At 57.1% G+C, this 20,198-nt stretch carries 22 protein-coding genes; 14 read left to right on the top strand and 8 right to left on the bottom strand.

Annotated features, from left to right (window positions below; all coding sequences use genetic code 11):
- The first annotated feature begins 2 nt into the window (after positions 1-2).
- The 11 genes from ctaD (at position 3) to ACQZ5M_RS20300 (ending at position 8,716) form a co-directional block, all read left to right on the top strand.
- Positions 3-1,706: a cytochrome c oxidase subunit I gene (gene ctaD, locus ACQZ5M_RS20350; protein ID WP_296100724.1), complete on the top strand. Its 1,704-nt coding sequence runs from the start codon at positions 3-5 to the stop codon at positions 1,704-1,706.
- A gap of 116 nt (positions 1,707-1,822) precedes the next feature.
- Positions 1,823-2,776, top strand: a complete 954-nt coding sequence (locus tag ACQZ5M_RS20345; RefSeq protein WP_449080709.1) for a heme o synthase — start codon at positions 1,823-1,825, stop codon at positions 2,774-2,776.
- Positions 2,773-2,907: a hypothetical protein gene (locus ACQZ5M_RS20340; RefSeq protein WP_296021355.1), complete on the top strand. Its 135-nt coding sequence runs from the start codon at positions 2,773-2,775 to the stop codon at positions 2,905-2,907. Before ACQZ5M_RS20345 ends, ACQZ5M_RS20340 begins: the two co-directional genes overlap by 4 nt.
- Before the next feature lie 24 nt (positions 2,908-2,931).
- Positions 2,932-3,540 carry a cytochrome c oxidase assembly protein gene (locus ACQZ5M_RS20335; protein WP_296074529.1) on the top strand — a complete coding sequence of 203 codons (609 nt, stop codon included), beginning with the start codon at positions 2,932-2,934 and terminating at the stop codon, positions 3,538-3,540.
- 109 nt (positions 3,541-3,649) lie between these two features.
- Positions 3,650-4,534, top strand: a complete 885-nt coding sequence (locus tag ACQZ5M_RS20330; RefSeq protein WP_296074532.1) for a cytochrome c oxidase subunit 3 — start codon at positions 3,650-3,652, stop codon at positions 4,532-4,534.
- Between the two features lie 129 nt (positions 4,535-4,663).
- Positions 4,664-5,047, top strand: coding sequence for a DUF983 domain-containing protein (locus ACQZ5M_RS20325; RefSeq protein ID WP_296021261.1), 384 nt, complete (start codon positions 4,664-4,666; stop codon positions 5,045-5,047).
- Entirely contained in the window at positions 5,040-5,792 is a 753-nt protein-coding gene (locus ACQZ5M_RS20320) for an SURF1 family protein (protein WP_296021259.1), read from the top strand. Before ACQZ5M_RS20325 ends, ACQZ5M_RS20320 begins: the two co-directional genes overlap by 8 nt.
- Positions 5,793-5,866: 74 nt before the next feature.
- A complete protein-coding gene (gene ispH, locus ACQZ5M_RS20315) occupies positions 5,867-6,913 on the top strand; it encodes a 4-hydroxy-3-methylbut-2-enyl diphosphate reductase (RefSeq protein ID WP_296021257.1) in 1,047 nt (348 codons plus the stop codon).
- A 30-nt stretch (positions 6,914-6,943) separates the two neighbouring features.
- Positions 6,944-7,909 carry a homoserine kinase gene (locus ACQZ5M_RS20310; RefSeq protein ID WP_296021256.1) on the top strand — a complete coding sequence of 322 codons (966 nt, stop codon included), beginning with the start codon at positions 6,944-6,946 and terminating at the stop codon, positions 7,907-7,909.
- The gene (rnhA, locus tag ACQZ5M_RS20305) at positions 7,909-8,352 is read left to right on the top strand and encodes a ribonuclease HI (protein WP_296021253.1); all 444 of its coding nucleotides are present in this window, start codon (positions 7,909-7,911) and stop codon (positions 8,350-8,352) included. Before ACQZ5M_RS20310 ends, rnhA begins: the two co-directional genes overlap by 1 nt.
- A 52-nt stretch (positions 8,353-8,404) precedes the next feature.
- Positions 8,405-8,716, top strand: coding sequence for a Dabb family protein (locus ACQZ5M_RS20300; protein ID WP_449080708.1), 312 nt, complete (start codon positions 8,405-8,407; stop codon positions 8,714-8,716).
- A gap of 80 nt (positions 8,717-8,796) precedes the next feature.
- On the opposite strand, the gene ACQZ5M_RS20295 is transcribed toward ACQZ5M_RS20300, so the two are convergent.
- The 5 genes from ACQZ5M_RS20295 to ACQZ5M_RS20275 form a co-directional block, all read right to left on the bottom strand.
- Entirely contained in the window at positions 8,797-9,693 is an 897-nt protein-coding gene (locus ACQZ5M_RS20295) for a metal ABC transporter substrate-binding protein (RefSeq protein WP_296074534.1), read from the bottom strand.
- 16 nt (positions 9,694-9,709) lie between these two features.
- Positions 9,710-10,582 carry a metal ABC transporter permease gene (locus tag ACQZ5M_RS20290; RefSeq protein WP_296074537.1) on the bottom strand — a complete coding sequence of 291 codons (873 nt, stop codon included), beginning with the start codon at positions 10,580-10,582 and terminating at the stop codon, positions 9,710-9,712.
- Positions 10,579-11,322 (bottom strand): metal ABC transporter ATP-binding protein, encoded by a 744-nt coding sequence (locus ACQZ5M_RS20285; RefSeq protein WP_449080707.1) that lies wholly within the window; start codon positions 11,320-11,322, stop codon positions 10,579-10,581. Before ACQZ5M_RS20285 ends, ACQZ5M_RS20290 begins: the two co-directional genes overlap by 4 nt.
- A gap of 278 nt (positions 11,323-11,600) precedes the next feature.
- The gene (locus ACQZ5M_RS20280) at positions 11,601-12,086 is read right to left on the bottom strand and encodes a peroxiredoxin (RefSeq protein WP_296036205.1); all 486 of its coding nucleotides are present in this window, start codon (positions 12,084-12,086) and stop codon (positions 11,601-11,603) included.
- Between the two features lie 84 nt (positions 12,087-12,170).
- Positions 12,171-13,016, bottom strand: a complete 846-nt coding sequence (locus tag ACQZ5M_RS20275) for a protein-disulfide reductase DsbD domain-containing protein (RefSeq protein ID WP_296103707.1) — start codon at positions 13,014-13,016, stop codon at positions 12,171-12,173.
- 153 nt (positions 13,017-13,169) lie between these two features.
- On the opposite strand from ACQZ5M_RS20275, the gene ACQZ5M_RS20270 reads away from it, so the two are divergent.
- The 3 genes from ACQZ5M_RS20270 (at position 13,170) to ACQZ5M_RS20260 (ending at position 15,385) form a co-directional block, all read left to right on the top strand.
- The gene (locus ACQZ5M_RS20270) at positions 13,170-13,775 is read left to right on the top strand and encodes a YqgE/AlgH family protein (RefSeq protein WP_296074546.1); all 606 of its coding nucleotides are present in this window, start codon (positions 13,170-13,172) and stop codon (positions 13,773-13,775) included.
- Positions 13,776-13,879: 104 nt separating this feature from the next.
- Positions 13,880-14,071, top strand: a complete 192-nt coding sequence (locus ACQZ5M_RS20265; protein ID WP_296021234.1) for a CsbD family protein — start codon at positions 13,880-13,882, stop codon at positions 14,069-14,071.
- Positions 14,072-14,218: 147 nt separating this feature from the next.
- Positions 14,219-15,385, top strand: a complete 1,167-nt coding sequence (locus ACQZ5M_RS20260) for a zinc-binding metallopeptidase family protein (protein ID WP_449080706.1) — start codon at positions 14,219-14,221, stop codon at positions 15,383-15,385.
- Here ACQZ5M_RS20260 and ACQZ5M_RS20255 read toward each other — a convergent pair.
- Genes ACQZ5M_RS20255 through ACQZ5M_RS20245 form a run of 3 tightly spaced genes read right to left on the bottom strand, consistent with a single transcriptional unit; the run spans position 15,350 to position 20,196 of the window.
- Positions 15,350-18,262 (bottom strand): EAL domain-containing protein, encoded by a 2,913-nt coding sequence (locus ACQZ5M_RS20255; RefSeq protein WP_449080705.1) that lies wholly within the window; start codon positions 18,260-18,262, stop codon positions 15,350-15,352. The two genes, ACQZ5M_RS20260 and ACQZ5M_RS20255, sit on opposite strands and share 36 nt — an antisense overlap.
- 5 nt (positions 18,263-18,267) lie before the next feature.
- Complete coding sequence (locus tag ACQZ5M_RS20250) at positions 18,268-18,858, bottom strand: GNAT family N-acetyltransferase (protein WP_449080704.1); 591 nt, start codon at positions 18,856-18,858, stop codon at positions 18,268-18,270.
- 39 nt (positions 18,859-18,897) lie between these two features.
- Positions 18,898-20,196, bottom strand: coding sequence for a M16 family metallopeptidase (locus ACQZ5M_RS20245; RefSeq protein WP_296021229.1), 1,299 nt, complete (start codon positions 20,194-20,196; stop codon positions 18,898-18,900).
- Between the last annotated feature and the right edge of the window lie 2 nt (positions 20,197-20,198).

The following is a 20,198-nucleotide window of genomic DNA, read 5'->3' as shown; positions in this document are numbered from 1 at the left end:
CAATGGCTGGACATTCCGCACACGACGACCATCGCTCTCATGATCGTGCCGCCCACGACGCTCATGGCGACGACCACGCGCATCACGATCATACGCCGAGCTTCGCGCAGCGTTGGTTCTTTTCGACCAACCACAAGGACATCGGCACGCTCTATCTGATTTTTGCGATCATCGCCGGCATCATCGGCGGCGGCCTATCGGTCGTTATGCGTATGGAGCTGCAAGAGCCTGGCATCCAGATCTTCCACGGTCTGGCGACAATGGTCTACGGCTTCGAGGGTGACGCTGCCATCGACGGCGGCAAGCACATGTACAACGTGTTCACCACCGCGCATGCGCTCATCATGATCTTCTTCATGGTCATGCCAGCCATGATCGGCGGTTTCGCCAACTGGATGGTTCCGATCATGATCGGTGCCCCGGACATGGCTTTCCCGCGCCTCAACAACATCTCCTTCTGGTTGATCGTTCCTGCCTTTATCCTGCTTCTTCTTTCGCTCTTCGTCGAAGGGCCGGCAGGTGCCTATGGTGTCGGTGGCGGCTGGACGATGTATCCACCATTATCAACGAGCGGTATGCCGGGGCCAGCGGTCGATCTTGCGATTTTTGCGCTTCACGTAGCCGGTGCCTCTTCGATCCTCGGTGCGATCAACTTCATCACCACGATCCTCAACATGCGCGCGCCTGGCATGACGCTGCACAAGATGCCGCTCTTTGCGTGGTCTGTGCTTGTCACTGCCTTCCTTCTTCTGCTGTCGCTTCCGGTTCTGGCAGGTGGCATCACCATGCTTCTGACCGACCGCAACTTTGGCACGACCTTCTTCTCTCCTGAAGGCGGCGGCGATCCAATCCTCTACCAGCACCTGTTCTGGTTCTTCGGTCACCCGGAAGTCTACATCCTGATCCTGCCTGGCTTCGGCATCATCAGCCACATCGTATCGACCTTCTCGCGCAAGCCGATCTTCGGTTACCTTGGCATGGCTTACGCCATGGTCGCAATCGGCGCCGTCGGCTTCATCGTGTGGGCGCACCACATGTATACTGTCGGTCTGTCGCTCGAAGCGCAGCGCTACTTCGTCTTCGCAACCATGGTGATCGCGGTGCCGACCGGGATCAAGATCTTCTCCTGGATCGCGACCATGTGGGGCGGTTCGCTGACCTTCACTACACCGATGATCTGGGCGATCGGCTTCATCTTCCTCTTCACAGTGGGCGGCGTCACGGGCGTTCAGCTCGCCAACGCCGGTCTCGACCGTTCGCTTCATGACACCTACTACGTGGTGGCACACTTCCACTACGTCCTGTCGCTTGGCGCGGTCTTTGCGATCTTTGCCGGCTGGTACTACTGGTTCCCGAAGATCACCGGCTACATGTATAGTCAGAAGATCGGCAATCTGCACTTCTGGGTCATGTTCGTCGGCGTCAACCTGATCTTCTTCCCGCAGCACTTCTTGGGTCTTGCAGGCATGCCGCGTCGATACATCGACTATCCGGATGCTTATGCGGGCTGGAACCTGGTTTCCTCTTATGGTTCCTACATCTCTGCGGTCGCCGTCCTGATCTTCCTCTTCGGCGTATGGGAAGCCTTCGCCAAGAAGCGGATCGCTGGCGACAACCCGTGGGGTCCTGGTGCCACTACGCTGGAATGGCAGCTCTCGTCTCCACCGCCGTACCACCAGTGGGAGCAGCTTCCGCGTATCCGCTGAGGCATTTTGTCCGAGCGTTTTGTCCGGCGTACCATGATAAGTGTCAGTTTTACGCCGGACGAGATGAGCAAAGACGCCGCATTGCGATGGGGCGTCTTTCGGGAAAGCAGGAAATAATGACCGTTATTGACAATCGCGACACGCTGGCAATCGAATACGCTTCGCTTTCGGAAGCTGGCGCGCGTGATTATTTTGAGCTGTTGAAGCCCCGCGTCATGTCGCTGGTTGTGTTCACGGCCTTTGCCGGGCTCATTCTCGCACCAGGCACGATCAATCCAGTCCTCGGATTGATCGCAATCCTTTGCATCGCGGTAGGGGCAGGGGCCTCTGGCGCGTTGAACATGTGGTACGATGCCGATATTGACGCTGTCATGTCGCGCACGGCCAAGCGTCCTATTCCATCCGGACGGGTTGCGCCGGGTGAGGCTTTGGCCTTCGGACTGACGCTTTCGGTCTTCTCGGTTGCCATCCTGGGCCTGGCCGTCAATTGGTTTGCTGCCGGTCTTCTCGCCTTTACCATCTTCTTCTATGCCGTCGTCTATACGATGTGGCTCAAGCGCTCGACGCCGCAGAACATCGTTATCGGCGGTGCTGCTGGCGCATTTCCGCCCATGCTCGGCTGGGCTTGCGTGACCGGCAATGTTTCGCTGGATAGCACTATCCTGTTTCTGATCATCTTTCTTTGGACGCCCGCACATTTCTGGGCCTTGGCGCTCTTCAAGATGCGCGACTACGGCTCTGTCGGCATTCCGATGATGCCGAATGTGGCCGGCGAGCGCTCGACCAAGAACCAGATGATCGTCTATTCCATTTTGACCATGGCTGTCGCTGTGGCCCCCTATTTCTCTGGACTTGCAGGGTTGAGCTATGGCATCTTCGCTGCGATCCTCAGCATTATCTTCGTCTACTGTTCCATCTCCGTTCGGCGCATGCCGGATGGCGACGACAAGATGATGCCGGCAAAGAAGATGTTTGCCTATTCGGTGTTCTACCTGTTTGCGATTTTCTCCGCCCTTCTGGCCGATCATCTCGTGCCGTCCTTTGTCACGATGTTCGGAGGCGCGGCATGATCGAGACCGTAAAGCTCAACGAGGCGCAGAAGAAGTCGAGGCGTGGGCGTAACGTGGCGCTAGGCCTCACGCTGGCGGCTCTGGTGGTCCTGTTCTACGTCATTACCATCATCAAGATCGGCGGTCATTGATCGAACGAGCTAGGAGGGGGAGATATGACAGAAGCACAAAAGATGACCGGAAGCAGAAAGACGAGCAATGGCTCGATCCTCGTGCTGTGTCTTGTCTTCGTCTGCGGCATGGTTGGCATGGCCTATGCCTCTGTGCCCCTCTATCGCCTGTTCTGTCAGGTTACCGGCTATAATGGCACCACCCAGCGCGTCGAACAATATTCTGACGTCATCCTCGACAAGACGATGAAGGTGACGTTCGATTCCAACACGTCCAACGGTCTCAACTGGGACTTTCGTCCGGTGAATAAGATGGTCGAGCCTCGGATCGGTGAGACGATCCAGGTGACCTTCAAGGCTACCAACCGTTCGCCGGTCGCAACCACGGGCACCGCCGTGTTCAATGTGACGCCGATGGAGGCTGGTGCATACTTCAACAAGGTGCAGTGCTTCTGCTTTACCGAAACGACGCTTCAGCCGGGTGAAACGCTGGAAATGCCGGTGGTGTTCTTCATCGATCCGGAGATCGTCAATGCTCGGGAAACGAAGAACATTCATACATTGACCTTGTCCTACACATTTTACCCGTCGAAAACGGAAAAACCGGTTGCGTCCTTACCGGCAAAGACTGAACGTGACGAGACGAGACTTTGAGAGAGGGAGGCGTGGTCGAAAGATCGCGCCATGGAATGAAACGGTCGTCTGGCTTCAGTTCAGAGAGACGGTTTAGCGAGATTGGGAAGAGCCTTCGGGGATTGATCACATGGCAGACACGCATCAAAAGAACCACGACTACCATATCATAAACCCGAGCCCATGGCCGCTTTTGGCATCCATCGGTGCATTCGTGCTAACCTTCGGCGGCGTCTGTTATATGCGCTACCTGAATGGCGGCTCATTCAAGCTGTTCGGTCTTGAACTCGCCACTCCCTGGTTTTTCTATGGGGGCCTGGCCATCGTGCTTTACACGATGTACGCTTGGTGGGCTGACACGATCAAGGAAGGCAATGAAGGTCACCATACGCCGGTCGTTTCGCTGCATCTGCGCTACGGCATGATCATGTTCATCGCCTCGGAGGTCATGTTCTTCGTTGCGTGGTTCTGGGCCTATTTCGATGCGAGCCTCTATCCGCATGAGGCCATTCAGGCGTCGCGACTTGCCTATACTGGTGGTCAGTGGCCGCCAAAGGGTATCGAGGTCATAGACCCATGGCATCTGCCGCTCTACAACACGGTGATCCTGCTGCTGTCGGGTACTTGCGTCACCTGGGCCCACCACGCTCTGCTGCATAATGACCGCAAAGGTATGATCGCCGGTCTGTCGCTGACGGTTGCGCTCGGCGTTCTTTTCTCTGCCGTGCAGATCTACGAATACATGCACGCTCCGTTCGACTTCAAGAATTCGATCTATGGCGCGACATTCTTCATGGCGACGGGCTTCCACGGTTTCCACGTCTTCGTCGGGACGATCTTTCTGTTGGTTTGCCTGTTCCGCGCAATCGCAGGCGGTTTCACGCCGAAACATCATTTCGGCTTCGAGGCTGCTGCCTGGTACTGGCACTTCGTGGACGTCGTCTGGCTCTTCCTCTTCTTCGCTATCTACATCTGGGGTGGTTGGGGCGCGCCACTGGCTGAGGCGGGTCACTAACCGGCCTTGCAGTGGAACGGTGCATTGCTCCGCTCCATTTGATCATGAAGACCAGGCGTCGCTGATTGAGCGACTGGTATAAGCGCGGCGGATTGCTGCGCTTATTGATCTAAGGAGGCCGGAGGAGCCATGATGCAGAATACAGGCGAGTTCCCTCCTGTCGATCCAATCAAGGTCGGTCTGCAAGGCTGTTGCCCCCGTTGTGGGCGGGGGAAACTCTTCGACGGATTTCTTAAACTGAAGCCACATTGCAGTGCCTGCGGACTGGATTATGCATTCGCAGACGCTGGCGATGGTCCGGCTGTCTTCGTTATGTTGATCGTCGGGTTTCTGATCATTGGCCTTGCCCTCTGGTTCGATTCCGTCTTCGCGCCACCCGTTTGGCTTCACGCCTTGATTTGGCTACCCCTGACAGTCATCCTTTCGCTGGTTCTTTTGCGCAAGCTGAAGGGCATTATGGTGGCGCTCCAATATCGCAACAACGCCAGTGAAGGCAGCATCGATCATGGTTGAGCATGGTCCCCTCAAGCCTGCCCACCGGCGACTGTGGTTTGCTGGTCCTCTGGTGCTGCTTTTGCTCGTCATTCTTTTGGCGCTCGGCACATGGCAGGTGAAGCGGCTATATTGGAAGGAGGCCCTTCTCAGCGAGATCGAACTGCGCGTTCACGCCGCACCTATTGACCTTGCTGAGATCGAAAGGATTGCCGCCTCCGGTGGCGATATCGAATACCGCACCGTTCGGCTCTCTGGCGTTTTCGATCATTCGAAGGAGCGGCACTTTTTTGCCACGCATCAGGGACAGACCGGATACTACGTCTATACGCCGTTGAAGCTTGATGACGGACGGGAGATCTTCATCAATCGCGGCTTCGTCCTTTACGATATGAAGGACCCGGCAAAACGCGAGCAGGGGCAGATCGCGGGGCGTGTCACCATCGAGGGGCTGGCGCGTGCGCAGCTTGCGGCAAAGCCATCCATCATGCTGCCTGACAATGACGTCGCCAAGAATATCTTCTATTGGAAAGATATCCGCGCCATGGCGAGAAGTGTTGGTCTCTCTCCCGGCGCGCTGGTGCCGTTTTTCGTCGATGCCAATGGCGCCGCCAATCCGGGCGGCTGGCCCAAAGGCGGCGTGACGCTTATTGATCTGCCCAATAATCACCTTCAATATGCGATTACTTGGTACGGTCTTGCCGCTGCCCTTGTCTTCGTGGCCGGTTTTGCCTATGTGCGGAGCCTCAAAGGCCCAAGGGAGTAGGGTACCTCGCGCACGCGCATCCAATTGCGCCGAAGCGAGCGGTTTTACGTAAAATGGGAGGCAAAGGAGCAGGAATGAATATGGCCGTTTCCAAGCCGCCTCTCACCATCAGGCTCTGTGGCCCGCGGGGTTTTTGCGCCGGGGTCGATCGTGCCATCCAGATCGTGGTGCTGGCGCTCAAAGCTTATGGCGCTCCTGTCTATGTACGCCACGAGATCGTTCACAATCGTTATGTGGTCGAAGGACTTGAGGCGAAGGGTGCAATCTTCGTCGAAGAACTGAACGAGATTCCGGCCGAACATCGCCAGCAGCCCGTGGTGTTTTCCGCTCATGGCGTGCCGAAATCGGTGCCCGAAGACGCGCAGGCGCGCAATCTCTTTTATCTCGATGCCACGTGCCCGCTTGTCTCCAAGGTCCATAAGCAGGCCATGCGCCACCAGCGCCTTGGCCGCCACGTTATTCTCATCGGCCATGCGGGTCATCCGGAAGTCATCGGTACCATGGGGCAACTGCCCGAGGGGACGGTATCTCTCATCGAAACGGTCGAAGATGCGGCGCGTTATCAGCCTATCGACCCGGAGAACCTGGGCTTCGTGACGCAGACGACGCTATCCGTCGACGATACTGCGGGCGTCATTGCCAAGCTGCAGGAACGCTTTCCGGCCATGCAGGCGCCGGCGGCGGATAGTATCTGCTATGCCACCACCAACCGTCAGGATGCAGTGAAACAGGCGGCACCCGGCTGCGATCTTTTCATCGTCGTGGGCGCGCCCAACTCCTCGAATTCCAAGCGTCTGGTGGAAGTAGCGTTGCGCGCTGGCGCGAAGCGCTCTGTTCTGGTTCAGCGTGCTGCCGAGATCGACTGGGATGACATCGGTGATGTGCGCACCATCGGTCTTTCCGCAGGTGCATCCGCACCCGAAGTCATCGTCGACGAGATCATCCAGGCTTTCAAGGAGCGCTTCGACACCACGCTCGATCTGGCCGTCACCGTAGAAGAGACTGAACATTTTCTGGTGAATCGCGAACTGCGCAATATTGAACTCACCACACAAGACATGGCATTCGTGAATGGCAGCGCAAGCGATGCGCTTCCGCCGAAGGCCGTGCTGAACGTCTGACCCTATCCATCCTCTTGCAAGAGAATTCCATTGGCAGTTTACACAGACATCACCGAAGATGAGCTGAAACAGTTTCTCGGCCAATATGACGTCGGCGAATTGACCTCTTACAAGGGCATAGCCGAGGGTGTCGAGAACTCCAATTTTCTGCTTCACACCACCAAAGATCCGCTGATCCTGACGCTCTACGAGAAGCGGGTGGAAAAGTCCGACCTGCCGTTCTTTCTTGGGTTGATGCAGCATCTGGCCGATAAGGGCTTGTCATGCCCGCTGCCATTGCCGCGTAAGGATGGCGAGTTGCTTGGAGAGTTGTCCGGCCGTCCAGCAGCACTGATCTCCTTCCTCGAAGGCATGTGGCTGAGAAAGCCTGAAGCGAAGCATTGTCGTGAAGTTGGCAAAGCTCTGGCGGCGATGCATCTGGCGGGTGAAGGTTTTGACCTCAGACGGCCTAACGCACTTTCGCTCGAAGGCTGGAAGGTGCTTTGGGAGAAGTCTGAAGCCCGCGCCGATGAGGTGGAGAATGGTTTGAAGGGCGAGATCGATCCGGAGATCGCGTTTCTGGCGGCCAATTGGCCGGGCGATCTGCCGTCTGGCGTCATCCATGCCGATCTGTTTCAGGACAATGTCTTCTTTCTGGGCGACGAGCTTTCCGGGCTGATCGACTTCTATTTCGCCTGCAACGATCTTCTCGCCTATGACGTTTCGATCTGCCTCAACGCCTGGTGTTTTGAGAAAGACGGATCCTATAATGTCACCAAGGGCAAGGCATTGCTTGAAGGCTATCAGTCGGTACGCCCGATGAGTGAAGCCGAACTGGATGCCATGCCGATCCTGGCGCGTGGTTCGGCGTTGCGCTTCTTCCTGACTAGGCTCTATGATTGGCTGACGACGCCAGAGGGCGCTCTTGTGGTGAAGAAGGATCCGCTTGAATATCTGCGCAAGCTGCGGTTCCACCGCTCCATCGGCAACGTGGCCGAGTATGGATTGGCGCAATAATGAAGCATGTCGATATTTTTACCGACGGCGCCTGTTCCGGCAATCCCGGACCCGGCGGGTGGGGCGCCGTTCTTCGCTACGGGGAGGTTGAGAAGGAACTGAACGGCGGCGAGGCCGATACCACCAATAACCGCATGGAACTGATGGCGGCCATCGAAGCGTTGAATGCGCTGAAGGCCCCTTGTGAGGTCGATCTCTACACCGACAGCGCCTATGTTAAGGATGGCATCACCAAGTGGATTTTCGGCTGGAAGAAAAAAGGCTGGAAGACCGCCGACAATAAGCCGGTCAAGAACGTGGAATTGTGGCAGGCGCTGGAAGCAGCCCGTGAGCGCCATAAGGTGACGCTGCATTGGGTCAAGGGACATGCCGGACATCCCGAAAACGAGCGCGCAGACGAACTGGCGCGCAAAGGCATGGAGCCGTTCAAACGACGGTCATGAAGCGATGGTGTAGTCTCAAAGCGAGTGCTGCAGCATCAAGGAGGAGGGACACATGACGATACTTCACTGCGTATTTCTGCGGTTTAAGTCCGCAACCACCACGTCCGAAAAGCAGGCGATCTATGAGGCGATCACCGCGCTGAAGGATGTTATTCCCGGCATTTCCGACATTAGGTGCGGCCAGAACGTTTCATCCGAAGGGTTGAATGGCGGCTTCCTGGATGGTTTCATCGTCACCTTCGAGAGCACGGAGGCACGCGACGACTATCTCGTGCACCCCGACCATGTTGATGTCGGAGAGCGCCTGGCCGGTCTGACCGATGGTGGCCTGGCTGGCATCCTCGTTTTCGACATGGCTGTTTGACACCAGCAGCGCAATTCTCAATGTCTTCAATAAGTCGCCTTCGTCACCAGCTTCAGGGGGACGAAGGCCACTTGGTTTCATCAACTGGACTTGTTGATAGCGTCTGCAATCTTGTCGACATTGTAGCGGAACATCTTCTCATAAGTCGGTGCAGGGCCGTTCGCTTTTGATAGCGACTCGACGTAAAGTTCTCCGCCCGGTGCAGCACCCGTTGCTTTCGCCACCTGCTTCACCAGCCGTGGATCGTTCGAGTTTTCGAAGAAATAGGTTTTGACGTGTTCGGCCTTGATCTGCTCGATCAGCTTTGCCACATCTCCGGCAGAGGCTTCCGTTTCCGTGGAAACGCCGAGCGGCGACAGGAACGTGACGTTATATTCGCGTCCGAAATAGCCGAACGCATCATGGCTTGTCAGAATCTTGCGGCGATCCTGTTGGACGGAATCGAACTTCTGGTGAGCGTAACGATCCAACTCGTCGAGTTTCTGGATGTAGGCTGCAGCATTTGCCTTGAAGTCGTCCTTATCCGCCGGGTCGACAGCGGCAAGCGTCGTCTCGATGTTATGGACCCACACCTTGACGTTGACCGGGCTGTTCCAGACATGGGGGTCGGTCACCGTCTTGCCGTCCTCGTCCATCTCGCGCGTCTTGATGCCTTCCGAGACATTGACGGGCGCGCCCTTGTAGCCTGAAGCGGAAATAAGCCGGTCCATCCACCCTTCCAGACCCAGTCCGCTGACGAAGACAACGTCGGCAGCCTTAAGCTTTTTTGCATCTGTCGGCGAAGGCTCGAACTCGTGCGGATCGCCATCCGGCTTGACGAGGCTGCTGACCGTAACATGCTTGCCACCAACTTGCTTCACCACATCGGCAAGCACTGTGAACGAAGCCACGGCTTTTACTTCCCCAGCAGACGCGCAGGTAGAAAAGGCCATGACGATTGGAAGAGCTGTCGAGAAAAGGAAGAGGCGTGGTGACATTGGCATTCTCCTAAAATTAGCCCTTCAGATGAGGGCGGGTGAAAAGGCGCGAACCGAGGCCCGCAGGCGCAACCAGTATGGAGAGCCCATAAAGACAGGTGGCTGCAATGATGATGGTGGGGCCGGACGCCGTCTCGAAATGGTAGGAGGCAACGAGGCCGAGATAGCCCGAGACTGCGGCACTGCCGCCGGCGATCGCAAGCATCGCAGGCAGGCTGCGCGCCCATAATTGCGCGATCGCCGCCGGAAGCATCATGAGGCCCACCGCCATTAGCGTTCCGAGTGCTTGAAAACTTGCGACGAGATTGAGCACGACCAGCAACAGGAAAGCGACGTGATAGATCGGTCCGCGGCCGCCCACGGCGCGCAGGAAGCCGGGATCGAAACATTCGGTCACGAGCGGGCGATAGATAAACGCCATCACCACCAGCGTCAGCGATGTAATCGCGCCAATCTGAAAAAGTGCGGGCGCATCGATGGCGAGGATCGTGCCGAAAAGCACATGCAGCAGATCGACATTCGAGCCATGCAGCGAAACAATTAACACCCCTAGCGCCAGCGATGCCAGGTAGAAGCTCGCAAAGCTTGCGTCCTCCTGGAGCGGTGTCACGCGGCTGACGATGCCGGAAAGAAGCGCGACGGATAGCCCCGCAACGAGACCGCCAAGGCCCATGGCCGTGAGCGAGAGCGAACCTGCTATAAGATAGCCGATGGCAGCCCCCGGCAGAATGGCGTGGCTCAGCGCATCGCCCATCAGGCTCATCCGTCGCAGGGCGAGTAAAACGCCGATGGGGCTTGCCCCAACCGAAAGGCAAAGGCAGGCGACGAGTGCGCGGCGCATGAAGCCGTAATCCTGGAACGGCGCAACGAAGAGATCATAGGCCGTCATGCTGCTGGCTCGCAGATGACGCTATTCTCATCCCAGCGCTCGGCCATGGCGCGCGCACGCAGAAGATTGACAGACGACATGACGTCATCGGTCGCACCCCAGCCAACCAGTTCTCGGGCAATCAGCAAGGTCTGAGGAAAGTGCGCCCGTACCTGATCGAAATCATGCAGCACGGCGATCACGGTGCGGCCCTCGCCATGCCAGCGCGCGACGATGTCGAGCAGATCGCGCGTCGTTCTGGCATCGATAGCAGTGAAAGGCTCATCCAGCAGAATGACCTTGGCATCTTGGACCAGAAGCCTCGCGAAAAGCACACGCTGGAACTGCCCGGCTGAGAGCGAACCAATCGGTCGCTTCTCGAAGCCCTCAAGACCCACGGCCGACAATGCGTGGCGACCTGCCTCCAGTTGCGCGGTCGTGATGCGCCCAAATGCGCCTGCTGATTTCCATGCACCGAGCAGAACCGTATCTAGCACCGAAATCGGAAAACGCCGGTTGATATCCGCAGCCTGCGGTAGATAGCCAAAATCAGTCCGATTCAAAGCGTGGATGATCCGACCTTCAGATGGCCGCAACTCACCGATAATGGATTTCAGCAACGTTGATTTGCCTGCGCCGTTTGGTCCGGCAATGGCCGTCAGGCTTCCCGCATGAAAAGCACCGGAAACATGATGAACCGCCGGGTGCCGCTCATAAGCGACAGTGAGGTTTTCGACCTGAAGAATGGGGACGTTCGTCATGGCAACACAACTGCCCAATATATCGCAGCCCAGAGGGGCAAGAGAAGCAGGAGAGCCAGAAGAAGGCGTTGAGCCGAAGACTGGCGTAGAAGGGGAGGTAGGGTCGACAAACGCATGGCGCGCTCACAAAAATGTTATACCGTTACTGTTATGGTGTAACAATTGAGGCGGAAGAAAGGCGGCTAGCGGCCGCTTCTTTAGGCTTGATGATATCCCTTTACATGGAAAAGGCCCGACGCGATGCCGGGCCAATTAGAGTTCACGTATAGACTGGAAGATCAGAGCTGTTCGATCATCGTGGCAGCCGAAGACACCGTTGCCTGGCCGGGATTGTCTTCGACGTTCAAAGACTTGACCACGCCGTCATCGACAAGCATGGAATAGCGCTTGGAGCGCACGCCGAGACCGCCGCCGGAAAGGTCGGCATCGAGACCGAGCGCCTTGGTGAAGGATGCGTCCCAGTCCGCTAGGAAGTGGATCTTGCCCTGGCCGCCGCTCGATTGCGCCCAAGCGCCCATGACGTGCCAGTCATTGACGGCGACGACGGCGATGTCGTCCACACCGCGCGCGAGGATGGCGTCACGGTTTTCCAGATAACCCGGCAAGTGGTTCAACGAGCAAGTTGGCGTGAATGCTCCGGGAACGGCGAAGACGACAACCTTCTTGCCGCTGAAAAGCTCGTCGGTCGTGGTTTCGACAGGGCCGTCCGCTGTTTTTTCCTTGAAGGTTGCGGAGGGCAGCTTGTCGCCGATCTTGATGGTCATAATATCGCTCCTGTGGCAATGACGGCGCGACTATAGAGCATCATCGAGAAAACTGTGAAGTCGTTTCTTGATCCCTGACGGGCGTTATTGTGCTGGAAAATCTAGCGGCGCTTCCATGGCCCGGGAGCCGGATTTGACCAGAATCTGCCAACTCTGGCCTTTCGGATTATAGCTCTTCGGTAGGCCCTTGATGTTCATGTAAAAGGAAAGCTTGCGCTTGTCGCGCACCAGATTCTGCGGCTCGAAATAGGCATAGCCGGACGGGCCGGCGACATAGATATCGGCCTCTTTCGGAGCACCCTCAGGCAGGTGTAACTCCACGCCGAGCAGTGTCTTGTCGGGAGTGATGTGAAAGTTCACAACTTTGAAGTCGTCTGTTGGTGCCTCTGGAAGGCTTGCCTTGCTTGCCTCGATGAAGGCAAGCTCTTCTTGCGTGGCCTGTGCCCTTCTATCGATCTCGAAACCCGCTTCAAACGGAATACAGATATTGAGGCAGACGCCGATAAAGGCCGTCAACTTAACCACATCTGCGTCGTGCCCTGCACTGGAATGAAGGGTGAAGGGAAAGTTCACCGGCTGGTCATAGCCGATATCGGTTATATCGTCGTTCTTGATCAGCTTGGGCACGGGGAATGCCATGGAGGCCAACGTCACGCCGCTTGTCGGATCTGGCTTGAGTTGCGGTGGTATGCCCGCTTCTCCTGGTTCGCGCCAATAGGTGATCCAGCCGGGCTTCAGTTCGATTTGAAGAACCGCTTCGATCTTGCCGCTAGGGTCTGCGGGCAGGCTGACGATACGCATGCGCCCGCCCTCGCTCGTCGCCCATTCGCTCGTATCGGCCCTGGCGATTTGCCCGCTGGCAAACATCGCGACGAGGGTGAAGAGGGCGATCAGAAATGTGCGAAAGGGGAGGTAAATCGAACGGGTCATGCTCTTCGTCTAGCGCAACAGGCTAGAAGTCACCAGTTACGATTTTGTCCCACTTATCATTTTCGGTTGATTGATGGGCCGCTATGCAGCATCCTTGCCAAATGGTGAAACCAAACCGGCGTCGCTACGGGGCGCTGAAAAGGGGAGGTGCTCTTGGCTTTTTCGACCCTCATGGACAAAAGGGAACGAGGCTTTTTGGATGGTCAGTTTCTGATCGCCATGCCAGGTCTGGACAACAGCGCCTTCGAGCGCTCAGTCATCTATATCTGCGCGCACTCTCAGGCCGGCGCCATGGGTTTCATCATCAATCGAGGCCAACAGATTACCTTCACCGATGTACTTCTGCATTTGAAGATCATGGATAGCAACGACGCGATCATGCTGCCCAATCGCACCCGCGATTTTCCGATCCAGTTTGGCGGACCGGTAGAAGCGGGCAGGGGCTTCGTGCTGCACTCGGATGATTACTCAAGTGAATCCAGCATTCCCGTCAGCGACGATATCTCGTTGACGGCGACGCTCGATATCGTGCGGGCAATTTCCAACGGCCGTATGCCGCAGCGTGCCACGATGCTGCTAGGTTATGCTGGCTGGGCACCGGGACAGCTCGAAAACGAGATCGCCAATAATGGCTGGCTGAATTGCCCGGCATCGGAAGAACTGATCTTCGATCGTTCTCTGGACGACAAATATGAGCGAGCCCTTGCTTTGATGGGGGTCGATCCGCGCATGCTCTCAGCCGAAGCAGGGCACGCTTGACCTTGAGATTGAAAGCTTGAGATCAGCAGGAACAAAATTATAGTGGTGACGTTTTCTCCCCGGTAGCCAGCACCGAGCCTGGCATGAAACTAGGGAGAATGATCATGGGTAGCACGTCCGACAAGATCGCTGGTAAGGCAAACGAAGTTGCTGGCAAGGTAAAGCAGAGCGTTGGTTCCGCTACCGGCAACGACAGCATGCGCGCCGAAGGTGCTGCGCAGGAAACCAAGGGCAAGGTCCAGGTCGCTGCCGGCAAGGCCAAGGACGCCGTCAAGGACACGGTCGACAGAATGTAAGACGACTGCGACCTCTTAGAGATAAGACGGTCGCAACCTTGATGACCTTCGCAGGTCCCTGGGCGCATGTGTTGAAGTTCGGCACATGCGTTTTTTTCGCTTGTGCGAGCAATTTCCCCAACCAGTCGTGATACCCAGGAGATAGGGATGCAACTTTTCTCGTGTGCTGCGTGCGGGCAGCCCGTCCACTTTGATAACCGGTCCTGTGTTCGATGCGGCCATCGGCTCGCCTTCGTACCGCAGACGCTTTCAATGGAGGCGTTGGATCCAGCAGGTGACCCGTTGTGGACGCTGGTATCGAAGCCGGATCATCAGGTTCGCTTCTGCGCAAACGAAGTCAACGACATCTGCAACTGGGCTATCCCGGCCGATAGCGAAACACCCTTCTGCCCCGCTTGCAGCCATAACCGTCTGGTGCCGGATGCCTCGACCCAGGAAGGAATCGAGCAATGGCGGCGCCTTAGCCAGGCGCAGCGTCACCTCTTCTATTCCATGCTGCGCTTGAAACTGCCTCATCCGAACCGCGATTCCGACCCGCAAGGTGGCTTGGTGTTCGACTTTCTGGTGGATGAAATTGCTGCCGACGGTTCGGTCATCCCGGCCATGACAGGTCACGACGAGGGGCTGATTGCGATCCGTGCGGCTGAAGCCGACGATGTCACGCGTGAACAGGTTCGCGCCAACATGAACGAACCTTATCGCACCATGCTTGGCCACTTCCGCCATGAGGTCGGGCATTTCATCTGGAATAAGATGGTGCGTGACGCTGGAAGGCTTGACGCGTTCCGCGCCGCCTTTGGCGACGAGCGAGAGGATTACGGTGAGGCCCTGAAACGCAATTACGAGCAGGGACCGCAGCCGGGATGGCAGGAAACCTATATTAGCTCCTATGCATCAGTACATCCATGGGAAGACTTCGCCGAGTGCTTCGCACACTATCTCCACATCGTCGACACACTCGAAACCGCCCATGCCTTCGGCATCGCCATCGAGCCGGAAGGTCATGAGGAAATGGCAACCGAAGTTGCCTTTGACCCTTACCGTGCCAGAAGCGCACAACGGTTGGTCAACGCTTGGGTACCGCTGAGCGTAGCGCTGAACTCCATGCAGCGCAGCATGGGAGAGGCCGACCTCTACCCCTTCGTACTAACGCCCGCGGTGGTGGAGAAGCTGCAATTCCTTCATGATCTCTTGCATGAAAAAATTCCAGCCAACTCGGATGCGCCCGATAGCGCAGCGCAGCACCAAGGCGGGGCTCAGCCTCAGGCCGAACAGCAATCAGGCGCGCTTGAAGACCTGAAAGCGCTCGCGTAGTAGCCTAAGCGCCGCATCTGGCGTGTCCGGCGTACCGAAAAGGAAGCTTTGCCCGTAATGACAATTCATACGGGCAAGCTCTGCCGCATCTTCCGGCGTTTCGATACCTTCTGCCACCACTTGCATTTCCAGCGCACGCGCCATGGCGATGATCGAGCGGAGCAGGACGTTCCGCTTGTCGCTCGTATTGGCGATCAGTGCCTTATCCAGCTTGATCGTGTCGAAGGGGAAACGTGTCAGGTAGGCAAGCGAAGAATAGCCAGTGCCGAAATCGTCGAGCGCAAGGCTTAAGCCGGTTTCCTTGAGCTTGGCCAGCACGAGACGCGCCTGTTCAGGATTTTCCATCACGATGGATTCTGTCAATTCCAACTTCAACTGTTGGGGATTGCAGCGTGTTCGCTGAAGCATGCTGCGAACGTCGTTGTAAAGTTCGTTGTTCAACAGCTGCGAGCTTGAAATATTGACCGAGATAAAAATTGGAAGCTTGTCGATAGCGTGCTGCCAGTCCATCAGGTCGTTTGCTGCCCGCTCGAGCGCAAACATGCCGAGCGGCTCGATAAGGCCCGACGCTTCGGCAATCGGAATAAACTCGCTCGGCGGAATGTTTCCGCGCTTCGGATGCTCCCAGCGCATCAGGGCTTCGAAGCCCGCGAGATCGCCATTGTCTAGTTTGACGATAGGCTGGTAGGCGAGCGAAAGCTCCTTGCGCTCAAGTGCGCGGCGCAGATCGCTTTCCATTTGCAGACGATCGGTTCCAGACGTTCTGAAGGCTGGACGGAAAGGCTCGACCCGGTTGCCGCCCGCGCGCTTGGCGCGATACATGGCAAGCTCAGCGTCGCTCAACAGTCCCGGAGCATTTTCCTGCTGGTCGATCCAGGAGACCAGACCGATGGAGGCGGTCAGCACGATTTCGCGGTTGGCGAAATTGATGGGTACCATGATGGCCTTGTTCACCGCGTCGGCAAAATCTGCCACGCGTTGCGGGTCGCGCTCTGACACCAGGATCAGGCCGAACTCGTCTCCGCCCAGACGTGCCAGCGTATCCTGCGGTTTGAGGAGACGGCGTAGGCGGCGCGTCAAGGCAATCAGAATATTGTCGCCGGCAGCGATGCCAAGCGTGTCGTTGACGAGCTTGTAGCGGTCGATATCGATCGCCATGACCGTGGGGCGAACCGTATCGCCATCCGGCGCAAGGTTTAGCACCGATTGCAGGCGGTCGAGGAAAACCTGGCGGTTTGGAAGGCCGGTCAGGTTGTCGTTCAGCGCGTCCTGCAACAGTCGCTCGACGGAATTCTTTGGTTCGGTAATGTCGGTAATGGTGCCGACACATCGAATGATTTCACCGTTGGAGCCGAGCACAGGCCGAGCTCGAATTTGCAGCCAATGGAAATGACCATCCTCGGCGCGAATGCGAAACTCGTGGTTCAGTCGGCCCTTGCGATGGTCGAGCAACACGTCGAGCGTTGCCTTGAAGCGGTCGCGGTCATCGGGGTGGAGGCGCGGCAGCCAGTTGCGCGCAGCGCCATGCATGGTGCCCGGATGAAGGCCAAGCTTGATCGAGACGTCTGGCGTCGTAACGATACGGTCGCGCGTGACATCCCAGTCCCAGACAGTATCGCCACTCCCGGTCAATGCCAGGGATTGACGCTCGAGATCGGAGAACAAACCCTGCTGATAGGCACTTCCTGCAAAGGCGTGCTGAATGACGGTAAAGCCGATCAAAAGCACGATCAGGACCAGGCCGCCGCCGAGTGCTGGCTGCACGATGTCATTGTCCAGTTGCCCGGTCACTGTCAGCCACCCGCCGAAGAGCCAGACCAGGATCAGCGCCCAGGATGGCACCAGCAAAATGGCGCGGTCGTAGCGGTTGAAGCCGAGATAAATGATCAGCACGATGCCGACGGACGCCGTCAGCGCAAAGGAAACGCGCGCGATGCCGGATGCAATGGATGGATCGTAAATCGCGACGCCGAAAAGCGCGCCGAGACCGATGATCCATGCGAATGTGGCATAGCCCAGATGCGCGTGCCATCTGTTCAGATTGAGATAGGTGAACAGGAAGACCACGAAGCTGGAGGCGAGCGCCACTTCGGCGCCCGCCCTCCACATTCGCTCGTCGCTCGACGTCACGGTAATCAGTTTTTCCAGAAAGCCGAAATCGACGCAGATATAGGCAAGCACGGCCCAGGCGAGAGCTGCGGATGCGGGCAGTACGGACGTTCCTTTGACCACGAAAAGAATTGTCAAGAGGACAGCCAGCAGACCGGCAATACCAAGCACGATACCGCGATAGAGCGTGAAGGCGTTGATCGTGTCCTTGTAGGCTTCCGGCTCCCAAAGATAGAGCTGCGGCAGTTGCGGCGTGGAAAGCTCGGCCACGAAGGTGATGACGGCACCCGGGTTCAACGTGATGCGGAAGACGTCGGCATCGGGGCTTGGTTGACGATCCAGCGCGAAGCCTTCGCTCGGGGTGATGGCGATGATGCGCTGCGAGCCGAGATCGGGCCAGAAGAGCTTGGAATTGACGAGACGAAAGTGCGGCGCGACGATGACGCGCTCAAGCTGTTCTTCCGAGACGTTGGCAAGCGCAAACACCGCCCAATCGCCCTGATGGGCGGGAGAGCTCGCCCGCACTTCAATGCGTCGACGAATGCCGTCCGGCCCAGGCGCCGTCGAAACCTGAAACGCCTCGCCCTGATTGGCGTAGATATCGGTAGTGGCCGTCAAATCGAGCGCAGTGTCATCGCGAGAAATCTTCACCGGCTCGAAAGCCGACGCTTGGCTTGACAGCAGCGCACAGAAAAACAGAAGCGCCGTCGCACATGCTTTCGCCGGTATGCGTTTCAACATACGCGACACGAGGCTCATATATGTCATCACTCTCACTGAGTCCCGCCGGAAACGCGTTTGTCGGCAATCAGCGAAAACATGGCATGGTCCCGCCATTCGCCGTTTATTTTCAGATATTCGCGCAAGAGGCCTTCCCGCTGAAACCCGGCATTTTCGAGCAGCCGGATGCTTTTGAAGTTGTCTGGAATACAGGCTGCCTCAATACGGTGCAACTGAAGTCCATTGAAGATGTAGGGTATTACCAGTTTTAATGCGGCAGACATATGGCCATTTCGAGCATATGGCTCACCCATCCAATACCCGATCATACAGCTTTGCGCCGCACCCCTGCGGATGTAGCCGATGGTGATGCCTCCGATCAGCGTATCGTCCGATAAGAAGAGCAGCAGAGATACGGCCGTGCCGGACGAGAATTCCTGGTTGTTGCGGGTGACGCGCACGCGAAACGAACTTTCGGTCAGTTCGTCGCTGCGCCAGGTCGGCTCCCATGGCTGAAGAAAGCCGCGGCTTTCCGAGCGTAGCTTGTGCCACTGCTTGAAATCGGAATAACGCGGCAGTCTCAGCAGGTAGTTTGCGCTGCGAAGTTCCGGCGTATCGCTATTGCGGTAGAGAAAGCGCAGCATTTAGTCGTCCAACACCATGCTGCGGGGCAGTCTGTTCCGTCAGCCGTTTGCGGTTATCTTCATCGAAGGCGCGACTGAAAGGCCCGCCGTGATGTCGGACAGCGGCGCCAGGTTTTCCAGCGGACCGATGGCTGACAATGTCGGGACTTTATCGAAAAACAGACGCCCTGCAAGATCGGTCAGCCGCTCACGGGTGATGTCGCCAAGGCGCGTCATCATCTCGTCATTGGGAATAGGACGACCGTAAAGCATCATCTGGCGCGCAATCTGACCTGCACGTGCAGCCGGGCTTTCCTGCCCCATCAACAACTGTGCGCGGATTTGCGCGCGAGCACGGTCGATTTCTTCCTGATGGATGACGTCAGAGGCCTTGCGCAGTTCCTCGGTGATAACGGGAACCAGTTCCGCCAGATCGCTGCTGCCGGTTGCGGCATGAATGCCGAAAATGCCGGTGTCTGAAAAGCCCCAATGGAAGGCGTAGACCGAATAGCAAAGGCCACGATATTCACGCACTTCCTGGAAAAGCCGCGACGACATGCCGCCGCCGAGAATATTGGCGAGAATCTGCGAGCAATAGAAATCACGTGCGTGATAAGCCTTGCCTTCGAAGCCGAGAAGGATCTGCGCATCCATCAAATCGCGCGTCTCGCGAATTTCGCCGCCCGTATAGATTGCTTTCTCGATGATCGGAGTCGTTTCAGGCTTCTGCGGGAGGCTGGAGAAACGCTGCTCCACTTGTTTGACAAAGGTTTCATGATCGACGGCACCGGCCGCGACAACAAAGATCCGGTCGGTGGTGTAATTCCGACCGAGATAATGGCGGATCTGGGCTGTGGTGAAAGACTGTACCGTTTCCGGTGTGCCGAGAATCGGACGACCGATCGTTTGGTCGCGATAGGCGACACCGGAAAAATTGTCGAAAACGACGTCGTCGGGCGTGTCCGTAGCAGCACCGATTTCCTGTAGGATGACGTTCTTTTCGCGCTCCAGTTCCGCCTCGTCGAAGGCGGACTCGGTCAGGATATCGGCCAGAATATCGACTGCCAGGGGAACGTGATCCTTCAGCACACGGGCATAATAGGATGTGGTTTCGGTGGACGTGGCAGCGTTGACTTCGCCGCCGACATTCTCGATCTCTTCCGCGATCTGCCGGGCGGTGCGGCGCGCCGTGCCCTTAAATGCCATATGCTCAAGCAGATGAGCGATGCCGTGCTCGTCATCCGTCTCGTTGCGCGAACCCGATTTTATCCACACACCGAGAGCAACGCTTTCGAGGTGAGGCATTCTTTCGGTCACGACTGTCAACCCGGACGAAAGCCGGGTTACGTTTACATTCATTT

This window comes from Rhizobium sp. 22-785-1 (genome assembly GCF_053521965.1).
This window is presented reverse-complemented; position numbering and strand designations above follow the sequence as displayed.

Coding starts and splice junctions, on each gene's coding strand:
- ctaD (WP_296100724.1), top strand. CDS start 3: ATGGCTGGACATTCCGCACACGACGACCATCGCTCTCATGATCGTGCC.
- ACQZ5M_RS20290 (WP_296074537.1), bottom strand. CDS start 10,582: ATGACGGCCTATGATCTCTTCGTTGCGCCGTTCCAGGATTACGGCTTC.
- ACQZ5M_RS20295 (WP_296074534.1), bottom strand. CDS start 9,693: ATGTCACCACGCCTCTTCCTTTTCTCGACAGCTCTTCCAATCGTCATG.
- ACQZ5M_RS20300 (WP_449080708.1), top strand. CDS start 8,405: ATGACGATACTTCACTGCGTATTTCTGCGGTTTAAGTCCGCAACCACC.
- ACQZ5M_RS20255 (WP_449080705.1), bottom strand. CDS start 18,262: ATGACATATATGAGCCTCGTGTCGCGTATGTTGAAACGCATACCGGCG.
- ACQZ5M_RS20280 (WP_296036205.1), bottom strand. CDS start 12,086: ATGACCATCAAGATCGGCGACAAGCTGCCCTCCGCAACCTTCAAGGAA.
- ACQZ5M_RS20260 (WP_449080706.1), top strand. CDS start 14,219: ATGCAACTTTTCTCGTGTGCTGCGTGCGGGCAGCCCGTCCACTTTGAT.
- ACQZ5M_RS20345 (WP_449080709.1), top strand. CDS start 1,823: ATGACCGTTATTGACAATCGCGACACGCTGGCAATCGAATACGCTTCG.
- ACQZ5M_RS20265 (WP_296021234.1), top strand. CDS start 13,880: ATGGGTAGCACGTCCGACAAGATCGCTGGTAAGGCAAACGAAGTTGCT.
- ACQZ5M_RS20245 (WP_296021229.1), bottom strand. CDS start 20,196: ATGAATGTAAACGTAACCCGGCTTTCGTCCGGGTTGACAGTCGTGACC.
- ACQZ5M_RS20275 (WP_296103707.1), bottom strand. CDS start 13,016: ATGACCCGTTCGATTTACCTCCCCTTTCGCACATTTCTGATCGCCCTC.
- ACQZ5M_RS20285 (WP_449080707.1), bottom strand. CDS start 11,322: ATGACGAACGTCCCCATTCTTCAGGTCGAAAACCTCACTGTCGCTTAT.
- ispH (WP_296021257.1), top strand. CDS start 5,867: ATGAATATGGCCGTTTCCAAGCCGCCTCTCACCATCAGGCTCTGTGGC.
- ACQZ5M_RS20330 (WP_296074532.1), top strand. CDS start 3,650: ATGGCAGACACGCATCAAAAGAACCACGACTACCATATCATAAACCCG.
- rnhA (WP_296021253.1), top strand. CDS start 7,909: ATGAAGCATGTCGATATTTTTACCGACGGCGCCTGTTCCGGCAATCCC.
- ACQZ5M_RS20335 (WP_296074529.1), top strand. CDS start 2,932: ATGACAGAAGCACAAAAGATGACCGGAAGCAGAAAGACGAGCAATGGC.
- ACQZ5M_RS20320 (WP_296021259.1), top strand. CDS start 5,040: ATGGTTGAGCATGGTCCCCTCAAGCCTGCCCACCGGCGACTGTGGTTT.
- ACQZ5M_RS20250 (WP_449080704.1), bottom strand. CDS start 18,858: ATGCTGCGCTTTCTCTACCGCAATAGCGATACGCCGGAACTTCGCAGC.
- ACQZ5M_RS20325 (WP_296021261.1), top strand. CDS start 4,664: ATGATGCAGAATACAGGCGAGTTCCCTCCTGTCGATCCAATCAAGGTC.
- ACQZ5M_RS20340 (WP_296021355.1), top strand. CDS start 2,773: ATGATCGAGACCGTAAAGCTCAACGAGGCGCAGAAGAAGTCGAGGCGT.